This window comes from Stenotrophomonas sp. 112478_Sma, assembly GCF_056479905.1.
Genome location: NZ_CM151072.1, coordinates 4,087,394 through 4,106,960 on the forward strand (window position 1 = coordinate 4,087,394; position 19,567 = coordinate 4,106,960).

19 protein-coding genes are annotated in these 19,567 nt (G+C 67.9%); 5 read left to right on the plus strand and 14 right to left on the minus strand.

Translation table 11 applies throughout. The features are described 5' to 3' along the window. Positions 1-55: 55 nt before the first annotated feature. Positions 56-1,234: a glutathionylspermidine synthase family protein gene (locus ACZK08_RS18600; protein WP_065174309.1), complete on the minus strand. Its 1,179-nt coding sequence runs from the start codon at positions 1,232-1,234 to the stop codon at positions 56-58. A 7-nt stretch (positions 1,235-1,241) separates the two neighbouring features. Continuing rightward, the gene (locus ACZK08_RS18605; protein WP_053517972.1) at positions 1,242-1,814 is read right to left on the minus strand and encodes a DUF1190 domain-containing protein; all 573 of its coding nucleotides are present in this window, start codon (positions 1,812-1,814) and stop codon (positions 1,242-1,244) included. 234 nt (positions 1,815-2,048) lie between these two features. On the opposite strand from ACZK08_RS18605, the gene ilvD reads away from it, so the two are divergent. Next, complete coding sequence (ilvD, locus tag ACZK08_RS18610) at positions 2,049-3,887, plus strand: dihydroxy-acid dehydratase (RefSeq protein ID WP_065174513.1); 1,839 nt, start codon at positions 2,049-2,051, stop codon at positions 3,885-3,887. Positions 3,888-3,994: 107 nt separating this feature from the next. Here the strand turns inward: ilvD and dinG are convergent, their stop codons facing one another. The 3 genes from dinG to aroE form a co-directional block, all read right to left on the minus strand. After that, positions 3,995-6,097, minus strand: a complete 2,103-nt coding sequence (dinG, locus tag ACZK08_RS18615; RefSeq protein ID WP_065181458.1) for an ATP-dependent DNA helicase DinG — start codon at positions 6,095-6,097, stop codon at positions 3,995-3,997. 215 nt (positions 6,098-6,312) lie between these two features. Then, entirely contained in the window at positions 6,313-6,669 is a 357-nt protein-coding gene (locus tag ACZK08_RS18620; RefSeq protein ID WP_065181457.1) for a hypothetical protein, read from the minus strand. A 3-nt stretch (positions 6,670-6,672) separates the two neighbouring features. After that, the gene (gene aroE / locus ACZK08_RS18625; RefSeq protein ID WP_065174307.1) at positions 6,673-7,518 is read right to left on the minus strand and encodes a shikimate dehydrogenase; all 846 of its coding nucleotides are present in this window, start codon (positions 7,516-7,518) and stop codon (positions 6,673-6,675) included. Positions 7,519-7,566: 48 nt separating this feature from the next. On the opposite strand from aroE, the gene ACZK08_RS18630 reads away from it, so the two are divergent. Beyond that, the gene (locus ACZK08_RS18630; RefSeq protein WP_065181456.1) at positions 7,567-8,430 is read left to right on the plus strand and encodes a TolB family protein; all 864 of its coding nucleotides are present in this window, start codon (positions 7,567-7,569) and stop codon (positions 8,428-8,430) included. Positions 8,431-8,451: 21 nt separating this feature from the next. Here the strand turns inward: ACZK08_RS18630 and ACZK08_RS18635 are convergent, their stop codons facing one another. The 4 genes from ACZK08_RS18635 to ACZK08_RS18650 form a co-directional block, all read right to left on the minus strand. Then, positions 8,452-8,721, minus strand: a complete 270-nt coding sequence (locus ACZK08_RS18635; RefSeq protein WP_053517966.1) for a hypothetical protein — start codon at positions 8,719-8,721, stop codon at positions 8,452-8,454. A 33-nt stretch (positions 8,722-8,754) separates the two neighbouring features. After that, on the minus strand, positions 8,755-9,744 hold the full coding sequence (hemB, locus tag ACZK08_RS18640) for a porphobilinogen synthase (RefSeq protein WP_053517964.1): 990 nt from the start codon (positions 9,742-9,744) through the stop codon (positions 8,755-8,757). A gap of 19 nt (positions 9,745-9,763) precedes the next feature. Then, positions 9,764-10,681: a bestrophin family protein gene (locus tag ACZK08_RS18645; protein ID WP_053517963.1), complete on the minus strand. Its 918-nt coding sequence runs from the start codon at positions 10,679-10,681 to the stop codon at positions 9,764-9,766. Between the two features lie 121 nt (positions 10,682-10,802). Further along, entirely contained in the window at positions 10,803-11,051 is a 249-nt protein-coding gene (locus ACZK08_RS18650; RefSeq protein WP_006475755.1) for a hypothetical protein, read from the minus strand. A gap of 182 nt (positions 11,052-11,233) precedes the next feature. On the opposite strand from ACZK08_RS18650, the gene ACZK08_RS18655 reads away from it, so the two are divergent. Next, on the plus strand, positions 11,234-11,692 hold the full coding sequence (locus tag ACZK08_RS18655) for a hypothetical protein (RefSeq protein ID WP_053517962.1): 459 nt from the start codon (positions 11,234-11,236) through the stop codon (positions 11,690-11,692). Positions 11,693-11,784: 92 nt separating this feature from the next. On the opposite strand, the gene ACZK08_RS18660 is transcribed toward ACZK08_RS18655, so the two are convergent. The 4 genes from ACZK08_RS18660 to ACZK08_RS18675 all read right to left on the minus strand — a co-directional run bounded on the left by ACZK08_RS18660 (position 11,785) and on the right by ACZK08_RS18675 (position 17,322). After that, entirely contained in the window at positions 11,785-13,587 is a 1,803-nt protein-coding gene (locus tag ACZK08_RS18660; protein ID WP_065181455.1) for a DUF885 domain-containing protein, read from the minus strand. A gap of 79 nt (positions 13,588-13,666) precedes the next feature. Further along, positions 13,667-14,185: a cytochrome c oxidase assembly factor Coa1 family protein gene (locus ACZK08_RS18665; protein ID WP_065181454.1), complete on the minus strand. Its 519-nt coding sequence runs from the start codon at positions 14,183-14,185 to the stop codon at positions 13,667-13,669. A gap of 25 nt (positions 14,186-14,210) precedes the next feature. Continuing rightward, complete coding sequence (locus ACZK08_RS18670) at positions 14,211-16,439, minus strand: S9 family peptidase (RefSeq protein WP_065181453.1); 2,229 nt, start codon at positions 16,437-16,439, stop codon at positions 14,211-14,213. A 193-nt stretch (positions 16,440-16,632) separates the two neighbouring features. Beyond that, complete coding sequence (locus ACZK08_RS18675; protein WP_065181452.1) at positions 16,633-17,322, minus strand: glutathione binding-like protein; 690 nt, start codon at positions 17,320-17,322, stop codon at positions 16,633-16,635. A 109-nt stretch (positions 17,323-17,431) separates the two neighbouring features. Here ACZK08_RS18675 and ACZK08_RS18680 point away from each other — a divergent pair, with 109 nt between their 5' ends. Both ACZK08_RS18680 and ACZK08_RS18685 read left to right on the plus strand, forming a co-directional pair. After that, positions 17,432-18,037 carry a TIGR00645 family protein gene (locus ACZK08_RS18680; protein ID WP_053519577.1) on the plus strand — a complete coding sequence of 202 codons (606 nt, stop codon included), beginning with the start codon at positions 17,432-17,434 and terminating at the stop codon, positions 18,035-18,037. Between the two features lie 201 nt (positions 18,038-18,238). After that, positions 18,239-19,237 carry an energy transducer TonB gene (locus tag ACZK08_RS18685; protein WP_053519576.1) on the plus strand — a complete coding sequence of 333 codons (999 nt, stop codon included), beginning with the start codon at positions 18,239-18,241 and terminating at the stop codon, positions 19,235-19,237. Positions 19,238-19,296: 59 nt separating this feature from the next. On the opposite strand, the gene ACZK08_RS18690 is transcribed toward ACZK08_RS18685, so the two are convergent. Continuing rightward, positions 19,297-19,551: a hypothetical protein gene (locus ACZK08_RS18690; protein WP_065181451.1), complete on the minus strand. Its 255-nt coding sequence runs from the start codon at positions 19,549-19,551 to the stop codon at positions 19,297-19,299. Positions 19,552-19,567 lie beyond the last annotated feature (16 nt).

Consider the following 19,567-nt stretch of genomic DNA (forward strand, 5'->3'; position numbering starts at 1 on the left):
ACGCCGGGCATGGCCCGGCGCTACCGTCCACTACGTGTGCGGGTGCGCACCGTGCTCAGACGTAGATCCGCGTCGGCGCCTCGTCAACGATCGCGTGCGGTACGAAGCGCGCGCTGTCGCGGGTGATCGCGCTGTCGTCCTCGCGGATGCCGATGCCACAGGCGTGGTCACCGACCACCCAGCTGCCGATCAGCGGATAACCGCCTTCGAAGCGGGTCAGCGGATGCGCGCGCTGGATGATCGCCGGTCCATCGTAGGGGCCGTCGCTGCGCTGGGTACTGCCATCGGCCAGGTGCATTTCGATGTTGGCGCCTTCGCGCGAGAACAGCGGCTTGCGCACCCATCCGGTGGCCAGCGCGCTGCCGTCGTCGAAGTGCGCCTCCAGCAGGTTCGGGTGGCCGACATTGCGCTGCCACAGCAATGGCAGGATGCCCTTGTTGCTCAGCACCGCCTTCCATGCCGGTTCCAGCAGCTGCACGCCCGAGCCGGGCAGCGCGCGGCCAAACTCCTCGGCCATCAGGTCTTCCAGCGGATACAGCTTGAACAGCGTGCCGATCACCGAATCGTCCAGCGCGGTGAAGCGGCCATCCGCGGACAAGCCGATGTCTTCGATGGCGATGCCCTGCCCGTGCAGGCCTGCCTGCGAAGCACAGTCGCGCAGGTATTCCACCGTGCCGCGGTCCTCTTCCGAACTGCCCACGGCGCTGAAGTACAGCGGTGGCGGCAGGCGGCCGGCGAGCTCGCCGAAACGTTCGACCAGTGCCTCATGGATGGCGTTGAACTGGTCGGCATGCTGCGGCAGGCGGCCGGCGTTGCGCTGGTCCTCCAGCCACTGCCACTGGAAGAAACTGGCCTCGAACAGCGAGGTTGGCGTGTCGTAGTTCAGCTCGTACAGCTTGGCCGGACCGGTACCGTCATAGGCCAGATCGAGCCGGCCGTACAGATGCGGCTGGCGTTGGCGCCAGCTGTCGGCGATCCAGTCGCGGTAATGCGCGGGAATCGCCAGCTGGTCCATCAGCCGCTCGCTGGCCACCACGTCGCCCACAAGGTCGAGCGCCATCTGGTGCAGCTCGGCGCTGGGATCTTCGATGTCCTGTTCGATCTGGCGCAGGGTGAAGGCGTAATACGCGCTTTCATCCCAGTACGGCTGGCCGTCGATGGTGTGGAAGCGGAAACCGGCTTCCTCCGCGCGCGCCCGCCAGTGGGCGCGCTCGGCGATACGGATACGCTGCATGGGTCGATCAGCCGCCGTAGCTGCCGCTGGTGCTGCGACGCGCGCTGGTGTTGCCGAAGCCACCCCGGCTGGCGGTGACGGCACGGTTCGGCTCGCTGGTGACCGGTGCCAGGCCAGCCTTGCCGGCGCCGATGCCGCTGGCGGTGTTCAGGCCCCCCGTACCGCCCGGGGCCGAACGCGCCCAACCCGCATTCTTGTCCTGGTAGGCCGGTGCCGACGCCGGCGCCTGCGGGGCCAGACCACCGCGGTTGCTCAGCATCTGGGACATGAAGAAGCCCATCATCATCGGGCCGATGAACGAGGTACCTGCCGATGTGTGCTGCTGCACGCACTGCTCCGGCTTGTAGTCCTGCTCGCAGGCCTCCTTGGTGGCGTACTTCGGCGCAGCGTCGGCGGCCTGCTTCTGCGCCTCGGCGAACGCATTGCGGCACGACGACGGATCACCGGTGGCCTCGGTGCAGGCCTCGACCGAAGTGAACAGGCCTTCCTGCACCTTCACCTCCGGCTCCTTCTGGCAGGCGGTGAACAGCAGCGGTGCGGCGCTCATCAGCAGCAGCGCGGTGGTGCGGGAACGTTTCATGGCCTCATGCCTCAAGCAGCGGATCAATACCCCAATGATGCCCGATCCGGGCCAACAACCGGAATCGGCAAAGTCCGAAAGATGAACGGCGTTTCATTTTCGTCAGGCCCGATCCGCCATCGCCGCATCGCCCGGCGGCGCCGCGCAGACGAGCGGTGGTTGCAGCAGCAACCGAAAAAATTGGCGATGATCGTCCGACACCCCATGTCGTACGGCCCGCCCGTTCCGCCAGCCATGCCCGAATACCGCTCCCGCACCTCCACCGCCGGCCGCAACATGGCCGGCGCCCGCGCCCTGTGGCGTGCCACCGGCATGAAGGACGGCGATTTCCACAAGCCGATCATCGCCATCGCCAACTCGTTCACCCAGTTCGTACCGGGCCACGTGCACCTGAAGGACCTCGGCCAGCTGGTCGCGCGCGAGATCGAGAAGGTCGGCGGCGTCGCCAAGGAGTTCAACACGATCGCCGTGGACGACGGTATCGCGATGGGCCACGACGGCATGCTGTATTCACTGCCCAGCCGCGAGATCATCGCCGACTCGGTCGAGTACATGGTCAACGCGCACTGCGCCGATGCGCTGGTGTGCATTTCCAACTGCGACAAGATCACCCCTGGCATGCTGATGGCCGCACTGCGCCTGAACATCCCGGTGGTGTTCGTGTCCGGCGGGCCGATGGAAGCGGGCAAGACCCGGCTGTCCGAGCACAAGCTGGATCTGGTCGATGCGATGGTCATCGCCGCCGACGAGAGCGCCAGCGATGAAAAGGTGGCCGAGTTCGAGCGCAGCGCCTGCCCCACCTGCGGCTCCTGTTCGGGCATGTTCACCGCCAACTCGATGAACTGCCTGACCGAAGCGCTGGGCCTGTCGCTGCCCGGCAACGGCTCGACCCTGGCCACCCATGCCGACCGCGAACAGCTGTTCCTGCGCGCGGGCCGCCTGATCGTCGAACTGTGCCACCGCTGGTACGGCGGCGAGGAAGAAAGCGCGCTGCCGCGGGGCATCGCCACGCAGGCCGCGTTCGCCAATGCGATGACCCTGGACATCGCCATGGGCGGATCGACCAATACCATCCTGCACCTGCTGGCCGCCGCGCAGGAAGCCGAAGTGGACTTCGACCTGACCCACATCGATGCGCTGTCACGGCGCGTGCCGCAGCTGTGCAAGGTGGCGCCGAACACGCCCAGGTACCACATGGAAGACGTGCACCGCGCGGGTGGCGTGTACGGCATCCTGGGCGAGCTGGCGCGCGGCGGCCTGTTGGATACCACCGTGCCGACCGTGCACAGCCGCACCCTGGCCGATGCTCTCGAGCGCTGGGACGTGGCGGTCAGCAGCGAATCGAGCGTGCACGACTTCTTCCGTGCCGGCCCGGCCGGCATCCCCACCCAGGTGGCTTTCAGCCAGGCCACGCGCTGGCCCACGCTGGACGTGGACCGCGCCGAAGGCTGCATCCGCAGCGTCGCGCATGCCTACTCAGCAGAAGGCGGACTGGCCGTGCTGCGCGGCAATCTGGCCGAAGACGGTTGCGTGGTGAAGACCGCAGGCGTGGATGAATCCATCCACGTGTTCGAGGGCAGCGCGCGCGTGTTCGAGAGCCAGGACGCGGCCGTGGCCGGCATCCTCGCCGACGAAGTGAAGGCGGGCGACGTGGTGGTCATCCGCTACGAAGGCCCGAAAGGCGGCCCCGGCATGCAGGAAATGCTCTACCCCACCAGCTACCTGAAATCGAAGGGACTGGGCAAGCAGTGCGCGCTGCTGACCGACGGGCGCTTCTCGGGCGGTACGTCCGGGTTGTCGATCGGGCATGCCTCGCCGGAAGCGGCGGCGGGCGGTGCGATCGGGCTGGTACGCGACGGCGACCGTATCCGCATTGATATTCCGGCGCGGCGGATTGATCTGCTGGTGGATGCGGCGACGTTGGATGCGCGCCGTGCCGAGCAGGATGCGTTGGGATGGAAGCCGCGTGAGGCGCGCCCGCGCAAGGTCACCAGCGCGTTGAAGGCCTACGCCCTGCTGGCCACCAGCGCCGACAAGGGCGCCGTACGCAACACCGCGCTGCTGGGCGATTAGGCGTCGCCGGACCGTACCCGGCGGCGTTCCGATCTTATCGGTCATGGCACCTGACACAGGCCGCGCTTTGCGCTCGCCGGGCATGGCCCGGCGCTACCTTCCGATCGTCAGCCGATCACGCGCTTGAACGGCGGCAGCGCGTCGATGATGCGCTTGCCGTAACGGCGGGTCAGCAGCCGCGAATCGAGGATGACCACGCGCCCGGTATCGGTGGAGGTGCGGATCAGGCGGCCGGCGAACTGGGTCAGCGTGCGCAGCGCGTGTGGAATGGCGATCAGGTTGAACGCGTTGAGTCCACGCGCCTCGAACCACTCGCTCAGGGTAGCGGTCTGCGGATCGGTCGGCACCGCGAACGGTACCTGGGTGATCACCACCGTGGTGCAGGCTTCACCGGGCAGGTCGAGGCCCTCGCCGAACGAGTTCAGCCCGAACAGCACCGAGCCCTCGCCCGCCGCCACGCGCCGCAGGTGTTCGTCGATCAGCCGGGTCTTGGACATCTCGCCCTGTACCAGCACCTGCTTGCGGCGCGCGGCAGGCATCAGTCCGGCGACTTTCTCCATCTTCCAGCGCGAGGTGAACAGCACCATCGAGCCCTTGGCCCAGTCCAGCTCCGTATCGAGGTAACGCGCCACCTCGCGGGGATGGCCTTCGCGGTCGTCGGGCGTGACCGGGAACTTCGGCACGATCAGCTCGGCCTGGTTCGGCAGGTCGAACGGCGAGGACAGCGAAACCATCTCGGCTTCCTCGGGAATGCCATTGTCGATCGCCAGCGACTGGAAATCGCCACCGCCGGTCAGCGTCGCCGAGGTCATCACCACCGAGTCCACCTCGTCCCACAGCAGCTTGCGCAGCACATGCGCGGCCGAGACCGGTGAGCCATGCAGGACCAGATCGCCGTCGCGGGTGGCGGTGACCCAGCGCGCCATCGGCGGCGCACCGTCCTTGTCCTCGCGGCGCCAGGCCTGCCAGAGGTTGTACTGCTGCTCGATCATCTCCAGCGCCATGCCGAGGTTGCGCTGCAGGCGCTCACGCGCCGGGTCGTCCGGCTTGCCCTTGGCCACCTGCGCGGTGGCGGCATGCGCCCAGTTGTAGAGGCTGCGGGTATCGTCGGCCAGCGCTTCGATCGGCTCGCGCCACGCTTCCGGCAGGCGACCGTTGGCCGCGCGCCACATCGGTTCCTCGTCGGCCGGCGCTGGCATCCACACCGCTTCGACATGGTCGCGGAATGCGCGCAGCTGCTTGGCCACGTTGCTGGCGACGTCGATGGCTTCGTTCGGCAGCAGGTTGCCGAGGCGGTCCTTGTCGACCGCACGATACGCGCCGGCAATCAGGATCTGCAGGCGGCCGGTGCGTTTGGCCATCTCGTCCAGCGCCAGGCTGGCCGCGCCCTGGTCGATGGCGACGTTGCCGATGTGATGGCCCTCGTCCAGCACCAGCAGCATCTCCGAGGGCGCGGCGATCAACGGCTGGCCATTGTCACTGTCGCCGATCGACAGCGCCGACAGCAGCAGCGCGTGATTGGTCACCACGATCTGCGCATCACGCACGGTGTTGCGCGAGCGCAGCACCGCGCACTGCGCCGAATACGCACAGCGCCGCCCGGCACAACCCGACGCCGGCGTGGTGATGCGGCCACGCAGGCCCGGGCTGATGGTCTCCGGTGCGTTGTCAATGTCGCCATCCCAACTGCCACTGGTGAAGGCGTCGGTCAGGCGCTTGGCGATGTCCATTTCGATCGGCGCCAGCGGCCGGTCGAACAGGGGCGCGTCATCCTCGAACATGCCGCCCTGCGAGCCCTCGCCCTGGGCCTCGGCGGCATTGCGCGTGCACAGGTAGCGGGTGCGGCCCTTGGCCAGGGCCACGGTCGCTTCCAGTCCGGTGGCCTTGAGGAAGTTCGGGATGTCGCGCTCGACCAGCTGCGACTGCAGCGCCACGGTACCGGTACTGATCACCAGCTTCTTCTTGCTGGCCAGCGCGATCGGCACGCCGGCGGTCAGGTAGCCCAGGCTCTTGCCGACGCCGGTGGGTGCCTCGACCACGCCCACGCCACCGCTTTTCGACAACGCGCGCGACACCACGCCGATCATCTGGCTCTGCGAGCGGCGCGTGGAAAAGCCGGGAGTGTTGGCCTGCAGCGTCGTATAGGCCTTGCGGATCGCGTCCTTCAAGGGCTCATCGAGCGTGCGCGGAGCGGCGACGGTTTCGGTCACGCCGGGAACTACCGTGGCTGGATCAGGCCGGTCATTGTCGCATGGCCGGCGGCCGGGACCGAGGCGCGTGCGCTGAACAGGGTCAGCGGCGTCGGGCCTTGGCGGTCATGGGCTGGATGGCCGTACAGCGCCGGGGCAGATGCGGCGCTTCCGCCGTGCATGGCCCGGCGCTACCCGCCCATCGACGGTCGCGCCGGGCCATGCACGGCACGACCTTACCGGCCTACCACAGGCGGCCGCTGGCGCAGCAGGCGCACCAGCGCCCAGACCAGCAGCACCATGCCGATCGCTTCCACCATCGCCAGAGCGAAATGCAGCACGCCCAGGATGGCGCTCATGCTCGAAACCGCGCTGAAGTCACCGCTGCTGACCATCCACATCGGCAGGATGCCCGCTGCCATGCTGCCGAGGCTGGCCAGCAGCAACAGCAGCAGCCCGGCCAGCGCGCCGCTGCGGGTGGCATCGCGCGGCGCGCCCACCACCCACACCAGACCCACGCACAGCGCGATCAGCACCGGCAGGCGCACGCCCACCATGCTCAGCACAGTCACCAGCAGGGTCATGTTGTCCATCGGTCAGTCCTCGCCGGCCAGCGCCAGGGCGCCCTGCCGCAGCTGCTGGTAGACCTCGTCGGTCTGCGGACGCACACCATGCCACTGCAGGAAGCTCTCGGCGGCCTGCTCGACCAGCATGCCCAGGCCATCGACGGTATTGCGGCACTGCGCCGCACGCGCCCAGGCCAGGAACGCGATGGCCGCCTCGCCGTAGTTCAGGTCGACCGCGGTGGTCATCGAATTGACCAGCGACAGCGGCAGCTTGAACTCCACGTCGCGGTCACGGCCGGCAGAGGTGGCGTTGACGATCAGCTCGAAGTCACCCAGCTCGCGCAGGTCTTCCCAGTAGCGGCTGATGGCGCGGCCCGGCTCGCCCATCGCGTCGATCAGTTCATCGGCGCGTTCCGGCGTACGGTTGACCACCACCAGCTCGGTGATGCCGGCATCGAGCAGCGCCGGGGCGACGCTGCGGGCCGAGCCGCCGGCGCCGATCATCAGCACCCGGCGGCCGCGCAGGTCCAGGCCATGGCGGTCGGTCAGGTCGCGCACCAGGCCGATGCCGTCGGTGGTGTCACCATGCCAGCGCTCACCCTTGCGCAGCAGCGTGTTGACCGAACCGGCGCGGCGCGCACGGGCCGTCAGCGTAGTGCAGACCGCAAACGCGGCTTCCTTGTGCGGCAGGGTGACGTTGGCACCGACACCACCTTCGGCGGCGAATGCTTCCAGGCCGGCGAGGAAGGCGTCGGGGGCAAGGTCGATCGTGCGGTAGTCGATGGCGATGCCTTCCTGGCGACCGAACGTCGCGTGGATCTGCGGCGACTTCGAGTGGGCGACGGGGTGTCCGAAGACGGCGTAACGGTCGGTCATGGATTCCTCAAGCTGGCTAGACTGATGCTCTTTCGTGTACGGACCCGGATGATGCGCATCACCCCGACCCTGCTGGTGCTTGCCGCCAGTCTACTCTCTGCCCCCGTGGCGATGGCGTTGAACGAGTACGGCATCGAAGGCATGGGCGTGGTCTCGACCCGTGCCGACGAGGCTCGCGGCACGATCAGTGCCGACGGCCAGCGCATCGTTTTCGCCCGCCGCGGCGAGGGCGGCTGGGGCCTGTGGCAGGCCCGCCTGATCGATGGCCGCTGGCAGCAGGCACAGGCGCTGGCGGTCGATGTCAGCGGTGAGGCCCGGGATCCCTACTTCAGCCGCGATGGCCGCTGGCTGCTGTTCGCGGCGGGCACCGAAGGCCAGCTGGCGCTGTACCGTGCCGCCGTGACCCGCGATGGCCAGCTTGGCAACGCACAGGCCCTGCGCGGCGAGCGTGGGCGGTACGAAGAGCGCGGTCCAGCGCTGAGCATGGATGGCCGGCGGCTGCTGTTCGCGCGCCATCAGGGCCGTGGCGCCGGTTGGGATCTGTTCGTGGCCACCCTCGATGCCGAGGGCGTGCGGGGCCCGGCCACCGCGCTGGCGGCATTGAACAGCGCCGATGACGAGACTGACGCTGACTGGCTGGGCAACGATGGCGCCGTGGTTTTCAGTCGTGGCAGCGGCACGAGCGCGCAGGTATGGAGCAGCGGGTGCGCCTGGAGCGGCGTGGCGCTGCAGCCGCTGGGGCTGTCCTTCAACCAGGCAGGCGGCTGGACCGGTGCGCCGGTGATCGACAACGCCAAGCCGGGGGAAATGCTGGTCGCCAGCAGTGCGGCGAAGGCGCCGCGTGCCGGGGGCGTGGATCTCTACCGGTTGGCGGTACCGAAAGTGCCTGCCGTGGCCGGGTGCATGCGGTAGATCCCGGCCCGGGCACCGCAATCAGCGCGACAGCACTTTGGCGCGCTGCTGTTCGTAGTCCGCCTCGCTCAGCTGGCCCCTGTCCTTGCGCTGGTTGAGCGCGGCCAGTTCGGCCTGCACGCTGTCCGGCAGGGACTGTTCACGGGCGATCCGACGGGCGGCGGAGAGCTGCTCGGGAGGGCGTTTGCTCGCCCGCCAGGCTGCGATGAACACGCCGACGATGACGGCACCGAACACCAGCGTGCCGACGCCCCAGATCAGCCATTGCATCCATCCCAGTTCGGGTCCCATCAGCCGTTCCTCCCTCCATCGATGGCGCTATTGTCAGCGCTCGCGCAGCCAACGCGCCACCTGTGGCGCGAAATAGGTCAGCACGCCATCGGCGCCGGCGCGCTTGAAACCAAGCAGCGACTCCATCACGCAGGCGCGCTCGTCCAGCCAGCCATTGGCGAACGCCGCTTTCATCATCGCGTACTCGCCACTGACCTGGTAGGCGAAGGTGGGCACGCCGAACTGTTCCTTCACGCGACGCACCAGATCCAGATACGGCATGCCCGGCTTGACCATCACCATGTCAGCGCCCTCTTCCAGATCCAGCGCGATCTCGCGCATCGCCTCGTCGCCGTTGGCCGGGTCCATCTGGTAGGTCTTCTTGTCCGCCTTGCCGAGGCTGGCCGCGCTGCCCACCGCGTCGCGGAACGGGCCGTAGAAGGCCGAGGCGTACTTGGCCGAGTAGGCCATGATGCGCACATTGAGGTGATGGTCGGCATCGAGCGCACGGCGGATCGCACCGATGCGGCCATCCATCATGTCCGACGGCGAGACGATGTCCGCGCCGGCTTCGGCATGCGACAACGACTGCTTGACCAGCGCTTCGACCGTGATGTCGTTGAGCACGTAGCCCTTGTCATCGATGATGCCGTCCTGGCCGTGGGTGGTGTAGGGGTCCAGCGCCACATCGGTCATCACGCCCAGCTCCGGGAAGCGCGACTTCAGGGCGCGGATCGCACGCTGCGCCAGTCCGTCCTCCGCCCATGCCGCCGAGGCATCCAGCGACTTCTGCGAGGCGTCGATCACCGGGAACAGATCGATCACCGGGATGCCCAGCTCCAGCGCCTCTTCGGCCACTTTCAGCAGTTCCTCGATGGACAACCGCTCCACACCGGGCATCGACGGCACAGCGGTGCGGCCGGCCGGTTCGTGCACGAACACCGGATAGATCAGATCGTCGGTGGTCAGCGTGTTCTCGCGCATGAGGCGGCGTGAGAACTCGTCATGGCGCATGCGCCGCGGGCGGTAGTGGGGATGAGGCATGGCAGGCTCCGAGGAGTGGCTAGTGCAACAGGTAGCCCTGCGGCAGCAGGGGTTCGGGCAGGGGGCGTTCACCGAGCGCGTCGAGCTGGTCGATCTCGATCGTGCGCACCAGTGCGTCCAGCGGCAGATCGTTCGGCTCCAGGCCGAACGGGTCTTCCATTTCTTCGCCAAGCTGGTCCAGGCCGAAGAAGGCGTAGGCCAGCACCGCCGACAGCACCGGCGTGCCCCAGCCCAGCGAACTGGCCAGGCCGAACGGCAGCAGCACACAGAACATCCACGCGCAGCGGTGCAGCAGCAGGGTGTAGGCGAACGGCAGCGGCGTGGTCAGGATGCGCTCGCAGCCTGCCTGGATCGAGGACATCGCATGCAGGCGGTCTTCCAGCTGGGCGTACAGGATCGGATCGAGATCGCCGCTGCGCAGCGCCTGTGCCAGTTCGGCGGCGATCATCGCCAGCAATGCATCGGGTACGTTCTCGCGCTCGGCCAGCTGCGCACGCTGGCGCTTGTCCAGCCACGGCAGGGCCGCCAGCGCCACGATGCGGCCGCGCAGGCGGGCGGCCAGCGCATGGGCGAAGGCGGTGGCCAGATAGGCGATGCGACGGCGGCGGCCTGCGTCATCCACCAGCAGCAGGTTCACCTGCCGGGCCAGTGAGCGCGATTCGAACACCAGCTGCCCCCACAGCTTGCGGCCTTCCCACCAGCGCTCGTAGCAGGCGCTGTTGCGGAAGCTCAGGAAGATCGACAGGACCAGGCCCAGCAGGGTGAACGGCGTGACCGAGACGCGCTCGATGCCGATCGGCGGCGCCAGTTCCACCACCGCGGCGACGGCGATGGACAGGATCAGGATGGCCAGCACCTTCGGTGCGATCGCCGGAACGATCGATCCGCGCAGGATGTACAGCAGTTGCCAGCCGTGGGGACGAGGTCGGATGATCATGGGGCAGCCGCGCCGGGCGCGGATTCACAGGCACGCGCAGGCTCGCGCAGCCGTTCATTGTACGCCCCTGCCCGGCTGCGGGCCGCAGCCCTGCGACGCCCGGTCGCACCCGGCCACAGGTTCAGATCACGCCACCGCCCAGGCCCAGGCGCAGGATGCCCACCACCACCACGATGCCGTTCAGGACCAGGCCGGCCCAGGCCCGGCCGCGCTTGCTCGGGTGGGTGAACAGGATGCCCAGCGCGGCGATCACCGCGCCGACCGCAGCGAACGGAATGAGGAACCAGTTGCCCCAGCCCAGCAGCGGTATCAGCGCCAGGATCATCCACAGCAGCGCCAATACACCCCACAACAGACTGATCACACCCATCGCCGCTCTCCCGCAGTTGGTTCCCGGCCCCAACCATAGACGTTCCGGCCGCCGTCGCCTACTCCCGTTGGCGGGCCGCTCACCTCAGCCGTGCTAGCGTCTGGATGCCCAGCGCACAGGGCGTTGGCGCCGATTCAGAGTGGCCCACCGATGATCCCATCCAGTCCTGCAGGGGTATTGCCATGAACATCCGTTGGGCCGCACTGGCGGCCATGCTGCTGGCCGCCGCCGGTTGTGCCAGCACCTCCAAGGTCATGCTGGGCCGCGCGCGGGCGCCAATCGACCCGGCACAGGTGCAGATCTATTCAACGCCGCCGGCCGGCTCGCAGGAGATCGCCCAGCTGGAATCCGCCTCGGCGGTGGGCTTCGGCACCCAGGGCCAGACCGACGCCGCCGTGGCGCGGCTGAAGCGCGAAGCCGCAGCACTGGGCGCCAACGGCGTAGTGCTGATGGGCGTGGGCAGCAGCGGCTCGCCGGTGGGCATGTCCGTGGGCGCCGGCAGCTATGGTTCGCATGTGGGCGGCGGTCTCGGCATTGGTATTCCGACCACGCAGAAGCGCGCCGCAGGCGTGGCGATCTGGGTGCCGAACCCGGCGCCGCCGGCACGGTTGCCGACCCAGGTGATCACGCCACAGCGGTGACGCAGCAGCGTCACCGCGGGTAGCGCCGGGCCGTGCCCGGCGGCATTTCGCTCTTGCCCGCTGCGCTCGCCGGGCATGGCCCGGCGCTACCGTTACTTCTTCCGGTACTTCGGCACGAACACCTGGTTCACTGCGTCGGCCAGCTGATCCGGCGGCAGCAGGCCCTGGTCGAGCAGGAAGTTGTTGAACGCCAGGCGGTCGAACTTCGCGCCCAGTGCCAGTTCGGTCTGCATGCGCAGCTCCAGGATGCGGGTGTAGCCATAGAAGTAGCTGCCCGCCTGGCCGGGCATGCGCACGGTGTAGCGGTCCAGTTCCTGGGTGGCCATGGCCTTGGACAGGCCGACCTGTTCGATCAGCACCCGTTCGCCGTTTGCACGGTCGGTCAGGCCGAGGTTGAGCATCGGATCAAGCATCGCGCGCGCGGCGCGCAGCAGGCGGAACTGCAGGGCGATCATCTGCCCGTCCAGAGGCTCGTACGGCACCATCTCCGCTTCGGCGTACAGCGCCCAGCCTTCCACGTTCACCGAATTGAACGCGAACATGGTGCGCGCGAGCGAGACGCCCCGCTCGACCATCGCGGTGAACTGCAGCTCATGGCCGGGACGGCCCTCATGCGCGCTCAGGGTCCACGCGGCCGCACCGAAGTTGAAGTCGTCGTACTGGGCGCCGGCACCGGCCGCCGGGTTGCCCAATGGCAGCACGAAGGTGCCCTGCTGTCCGGTGTTGTTCACCAGCGGTGCCGGCAGGAAATGTGGTGCCGGGCTGGCGGCGCTCTCGGCAGCCGAACCCAGGCGCATCTGCATGGCGCGCTTGGGCACGTCGACAATGCCATGCTCGCGGATCAGTGGATCGATGGCGTCGATCACCTTGCGATAGTGGCCTTCGAGCTGGTCGTCGGCGATCTTGTCGGCCTTCAGTGCGCGGATCACGGCGACCGGATCGGTCGGGTCGGCGACCTTCAGGCCCTTCTCCTTCACCACCAGCGGCGCCAGCTGCTGCATCGCCGAGCGGGTTTCCATGAACTCCAGCTGGGCACGCTGCATCAGCAGCTTCGGGTCGATGTCGATGCCGACCTGCTTGAGCTGGTATGCGTAGAGCGGCGCCGGCAGGCGCGTGTCGGTACGCGCCTTCGGCAGCACCTCCTTGCGCGTCCAGGCCGCGTACTCCTTCATCTGCCCCGCCAAGGCCTTCATCGCTTCATCGGCGCCGCTGATCTGGTACTTCTTCAGCAGCGACTCGATGCCGCTGATGTAGGTCTCGACATTGTCCAGCGACTGCTGCACTTCGATCTTCGTCGGCTGCAGCAGCGCGCTGTCCTTCAGGCGCTCTTCGTAGCGCTGGCGCGCCAGCGTGGTGAAGGCGGTGCCGCCCGGCGTCAGCCCGGCGTACGCCTTGAGGCGATCAAGCGCCTTGGCCCGGCGCTCGGCCGGCACCTGGTCGGACAGCAGAAGATTGAGGCCGCTGAACACCGTCTGCGGCGCATCGGTCCACGGCAGCAGGTACTTGTCGTTGAGCTCGCTGCCCTCGATGTTCTGGTTGGCGGCGTGGATCATGATCTGCAGGTCCTGGCGGACGTTGGGATCCTTCTCCGTGGCCAGCCTGGCCTGCAGCTCGTCGCGCGCCTTGGCGGTCGCGGCACGGAAGCGCGCGCCGTTGTCCGGGCCGAGGTCGGCCACCTTGTCGTCATAGCCCGGCACGCCGAAGAAGCCGGTCTGCTCAGGCTGGAACGGTCCCTGCGCGTCGAGCAGGATCTGCGCCAGCGCATTGCTGCGCGCGACCCAGGCGGGGCTGGCAGGCGTGGCGGCCTTGGCGGCCGGTGCGGCCAGGGCCGGGGGGGCGGACAGCAGCGGTGCAGCGGTCAGGGCCAGGGCGACGGCCAGCGCGATCGGCTTCATGAAGCACTCCAGGACAGGGTTGCCCGCACCCTACGCGCTCATGGCGATGGCGACAATCGGTGGGAAGTCATGGCGCCGGTCAGAACGCGGCCGTCATCGGGCAGCCACCGCGCTCGCGGCAGGCCTGCAGTTCGCACTCCTGCGCAGCCTCCTCATCGTCCAGCGCGGTCAGATCGAAGGTCTGTTTGTCCGCACCCAGCACATACATCACCGGGTAGTCCCAGACATCGTCGCGGCGGATGCCCTGCACGAACAGGCGACCTTGCGCATGGGCCCCTTCCAGCGACACGGTCAGGCCCACATCGCGCTCACCGGTGATCGCGGTCTGCATGCTGCCCAATGGCAGCGAGCCGGCGCGCAGCGGTTCGCCGAAGGCCTCCACCAGCTCGATGCTGCATCCGGCGCGCCGCATCGCCTCACGCATCGGCGGACTCTCGCGTGCGGCTTCGCCCCAGCGCATCACACTCCATGCCGCGGAACCGCCCAGTACGCCCAGGAACACCACCACGGTCAGTGGCATCGCCCATCGCCAGTGACGGCGCCACCAGCCGGGGGGATGGGCGGGATGGCCAGGAACAGGGGGTGGCAGGTGGTTCATCGGCGGGCTCCTTCCCGGTTGTCACTCAGGGTTTCAGGCAACGTCCCAGGAACGCTTCCGCCACACGGTAGCGGTGCAGCGCATCGGCACCGGACAGGCCATGCTTGGCGCCCGGGTAGGTCATCAGTTCGAAAGGCTGGCCACGCTTCTGCAGCGCACTCATCAGGCTGGTCGAATTGGTGAACAGCACGTTGTCATCGGCCATGCCGTGGATCAGCAGCAGGGGTGAGCGCAGTCCGTCGATGTGGGTCAGCACGCGCGCTTGGCGATAACCGGCCTCGTTGCGTGCCGGCAGATCCATGTAGCGTTCGGTGTAATGGCTGTCGTACAGCCCCCAGTCGGTGACCGGTGCACCGGCCACGCCGCAGGCATAGCTGTCGGACGCCTTGGCCAGCAGCATCAGGGTCATGTAACCGCCGTTGGACCAGCCCTGCACGCCGATGCGCGCGGGGTCGACCCAGGGTTGCTGCTTCAGCCATGCCACGCCGCGCAGCTGGTCGGTCACCTCCACCGTGCCCTGCCTGCCATAGAGCGCGCCGCCGAACTCACGGCCACGCCGTGGGGTGCCACGGTTGTCGAGCGAGAACACCACGTAGCCCTGCTGCGCCAGGTACTGGTTGAACAGATGATCGCCACGTCCGGGCCAGCTGTCGGTGACGGTCTGGCTGGCCGGGCCGCCATAGACGTACACCGCCACCGGATAGCGCTTGGAGGGATCGAAGCCGGCAGGCTTGATCAGGCTGTAGTTGAGCGGCGTCCGGCCATCGGCAGCGGTCAGGGTGCCGAATTCGACCGGTTGCTGCGCATCGCGATAGCGCGCGTAGGGATGCTTGGGATCGGCCAGATCATTGTCCACCAGCGTCGCGATCTTCTCACCGTTGGCGCGGTACAGCTCGATCTGCGGCGGTGTGGTGCTGTTGGACCAGCTGTCGACATAGACACTGGCGTTGCGCGCGAAGCTGGCGCTGTGCATGCCCGGCGCCTTGGACAGCCGCTGTGGCGCCTGTCCGCCCTGCAGCGGGACGGAGTAGATCTGGCTCTCGCGCGACGTCTCGATGCCGGCGCGGAAATAGGCCTTGCCGGCCGCTTCATCCACAGCCAGGAGTTCATCCACGGGCCAGTCACCGTGGGTCAGCGCGGTGGCCTTGCCCGTGCTGTCGATGCGGTACAGATGCTGGAAGCCGGTACGCTCGGACGACCACAGCATGCTGCCGTCCTGCAGGAAGCGCAGGCTGTTGTGCAGTGGCACCCAGGTGGGGCTGGTTTCATGGGCAAGCACGCGCTGACGGTTTGAGTCCAATGCCACTTCCACCAGATCCAGCTGCCTCTGGTCACGCGACTGGCGCTGGAACGTCAGGTGCTGGGCATCACGCCAATCCACGCGCGCCAGGTAGATGTCCTGTTCCTTGCCCAGGTCGATCCAGCGCGGCTGTGCCGCGGCGGCCGGCGCGATCACGCCCAGCTGCACGCGCACATTGGCATCGCCGGCGGCCGGGTAACGCTGTTCGATGACATCGGTGCGGTCTGCATAGACCTCGTAGCGCTTCTGTACCGGTACCGGTGCTTCGTCGATGCGGGCGAAGGCGATGGCCGAATCATCCGGCGCCCACCAGTAGCCGGTGTGGCGGTCCATTTCCTCGTCGGCCACGAACTCGGCCACACCGTTGCCGATGGTGGCGCTGCCATCGCCGGTCAGCTGCAGCTGGCTGCCATTGGCCAGATCGATCACCCACAGGTTGCGGCCGCGGATGAAGCTGACGAAGCCGCCTTTCGGCGACAGCTTGGCGTCGGTGGCAAAGCCTTCGCCGTGGGTCAGCTGGCGTACTGCTGCCGGACCCTGCTGCTTCAGGTCGTACAGGTAGAGCTCGCCGCCGAGCGGGAACAACAGGCGCTGTGCGTCCGGCGACCACTGGTAATCGACGATGCCGGTCATCGCCGCGATGCGCTGGCGTTCGCGGCGGGCCTTCTCCTCGTCGCTGAGGGTCTCGGTGCCCGGCAGCACCACCTTGGAGTCGACCAGCAGGCGGGTCTGGCCGCTGGCGATGTCGTAGGTCCACAGATCCAGCTGGTTGCGGTCGCTGTCCTTGCCGCGCAGGAAGCTGACCTGCGAACCGTCCGGAGCGACCTTGGGCTTCATCAGGGTCGGCCCGGACAGCGGCAATGGACCGGTGATGGCTTCCAGCGTCAGTTTTTCAGCGTGGGCGGCAGTACTGGTGGCGAGCATGAGGGCAAGCGAAGCGAACAGGTGGCGCATGGAGGATCCCGGCAAACGGCAGGTCCGCCACCGCAGCATGTGCGGTGGCGATCAGCCCCCATCCTAACCAAGCCCGTGCGGGAAGGCAGCATGACCTTCTGCCCATGGCAGGGACCGGGCACGGCACATCCGCCGTTGACGGGCGGGTAGCGCCGGGCCATGCCCGGCGAGCGCAGCGGCCTGTGCAGGACCCTCAGCGCTGGCCGAACAGATGCTTGCGCTCGTCATCGCTGAGCGGCTTGCCGGCGTTCGGATTGACCTGCTGGCGCAGCGCATACGCCCGCTGGGTGGCCGGGCGGGCGGCGATGGCCTGATGCCAGCGCTTGAGGTTCGGGAAGGCATCGAAATCTGCCGGCAGCGCGTCGTAGGCACCGACCCACGGATAGCTGGCCATGTCGGCGATGGTGTACTCCTCGCCGGCCAGGAAGGCATGCCCGGCCAGCCGCTTGTCCATCACCCCATGCAGGCGCCGCACCTCGCTGTCGTAGCGCTCGATGGCGTAAGGAATCTTCTGCGGTGCGTAGACGTTGAAATGCCCCATCTGGCCGCTCATCGGGCCCAGCCCGGCCATCTGCCAGAACAGCCATTCCAGCGTGGCGATGCGCCCACGCGCATCGCTGGGCAGGAAGCGACCGGTCTTCTCGGCCAGGTACAGCAGGATCGCACCGGATTCGAACACGCTCTGCGGCGCGCCGCCGTCAGCCGGCGCATGGTCGACGATGGCCGGCATCTTGTTGTTGGGCGAGATCGCCAGGAAGTCCGGCTTGAACTGGTCGCCCGATCCGATGTTGACCGGGTGGATGCGGTACTCCAGCCCGCTTTCCTCCAGCATCAGGGTGACTTTATGGCCGTTCGGGGTAGGCCAGTAATACAGATCGATCATGGCAGCGGCTCGGGTGCGGTAAGGAACCTGAAGTCTAGTGCGAGAGTTGGCTTGGCACCGTCATGGCGGGCCGGTAACCTCGCTCCTCCCCCGCAACGCACTGTCCTGCATGTCCCCCCAACGCCCCCTCTCCCCGCTGTCCTCGCTGATCTTCGCCTCGCGCTGGCTGCAGCTGCCGTTGTACCTGGGCCTGATCGTCGCCCAGGGTGTCTACGTGTTCCTGTTCGGCAAGGAACTGTGGCACCTGATCTCCCACTCGGCCTCGATGGGCGAACAGCAGATCATGCTGATCGTGCTGGGCCTGATCGACGTGGTGATGATTTCCAACCTGCTGGTGATGGTGATCGTCGGCGGTTATGAAACCTTCGTCTCGCGCCTGCGGCTGGAAGGCCATCCCGACCAGCCGGAATGGTTGAGCCACGTCAATGCCAGCGTCCTGAAGGTGAAGCTGGCGATGGCGATCATCGGCATTTCCTCGATCCACCTGCTCAAGACCTTCATCGCCAGCGGTTCGCTGGGCGGCCTGCCGCTGTGCGCGCCGGAACTGATGAACGTCGCCGCTGCCAACATCGGTGCCGCCAGGTGCTCGACCTTCACCGAGCAGGGCGTGCTCTGGCAGACCATCATCCACTGCGTGTTCATCCTCTCGGCGATCGGCATCGCCTGGACCGACAAGCTGATGTCCAACAGCCACGACAAGGCACAGGCGCATTGAGGCGCTGGCCGGTGGTGGCGCGGACGCCACCGCCGGTCGTCGCTGCCGCCCTTGTACGCAGCGCTGGCGGGGATGCTAGATTGCTTCCTCGCCGTTGCCGGCGGTGGCGTCGGGAAACGCCACCCTGCCGTGCTCGGACCCACGGTCCCGGCCATGCATATCAATGATTTACGTAACGTCGTCTTCTTAGAGGGGAGCAGGATGTCGCACGTCACAACGATCACCGCCGCGCGCCGGTGGCTGCCGGTTGCCTTGGTACTGGCCCTGGCCGCCTGCTCGGGCAAGGAAGAAACGCCTGCCCCTGCCCCGGCAGGATCGCCTGCCGCTGCGGCGCCGGCGACACCGGTAGTGGCCGCCAAGGTGCAGTCGATGGGCACCGAGCAGCTGCGCGAGTCGGCCAGCCAGGCGCTGCGCGAGAACCGCATGTACGCCCCGGCCGGCGACAACGCCATCGAGTACTACCTGGCCCTGCGCGACAAGACGCCGGACGATGCCGCGGTGAAAAGTGCGCTGACCGACCTGCTGCCCTACACCCTGATCGCGGCCGAGCAGCATCTGGGCCGCGAGGACTTCACCGAGGCGCAGCGCTTGGTCGCCCTGATCGAGAAGGTGGATGCCTCCGCACCGGCCCTGCCACGCCTGAAGGAAGGCCTGGCCAAGGGCGTGGAGAACGCGGCCAAGCGCACCGAGTCGGAAGCGGAGCGGGCCAAGAAGGACGCCGAGGACCGTACCCGGCAACAGGCCGAGCAGCAGCGCCTGGCCGAGCAGCGTGCCAAGGAAGCCGATGCGGCCAGGCAGATCGCCGCACAGCAGGATGCCGCCCGCCGTGACAGCGAGCGCGAGGAAGCCGAGCGCCAGGCCGCCGCACGGCGTGAAGCGGAGCAGAAGCAGCAACAGGCCGCTGCGCAGCAGGCCAATGCCGCACGCCAGGCACCTGCCGCCGCGCCCAGCCTGCGTCCGGTCAGTACGCCGGCCCCCCGCTATCCGGCCGACGCCCTGCGCGCCGGCACCTCCGGCGAGGTGCTGGTGGAGATCACCGTGGGTACCGACGGCTCGGTGGTGAACGCCCGCGTGCTGCGTGCGACGCCCGCGCGCATCTTCGACCGCGAAGCCATGAACGCCGTGAAGCGCTGGCGTTTCGAGCCGGTCAGCGCTCCGGTCACCACCCGCCGCACTCTGGTGTTCGCGCCGGGCGGCTGAGCCGGGACATCCCCGCCAACCATCACGACAAGGCCCGGTCTGTCCGGGCCTTGTTCGTATCAGCGCTCGCCGTCGATCAGGTGCTGCAGGGCCGGATCGCGTGCCCTCAGGATGCGGAACAGGCCCAACGCATGCAGACCCGGCAGCAGCGCGCGCAGGTCGGCTTCCGCCGCTGCCCGGGACGCAGGGCTGCCGGCGGGATCCTGCCAGTCGCGGACGCTGGCAAGGAAAGCGCCCACGCTGCCCTTGCGCACGGTGAGGCCGTTGGCGACCACGTCGTTCTGATGATCAGGGAGGATGTCTTGAGGCTGCATGAGGAACTCCTTTCGG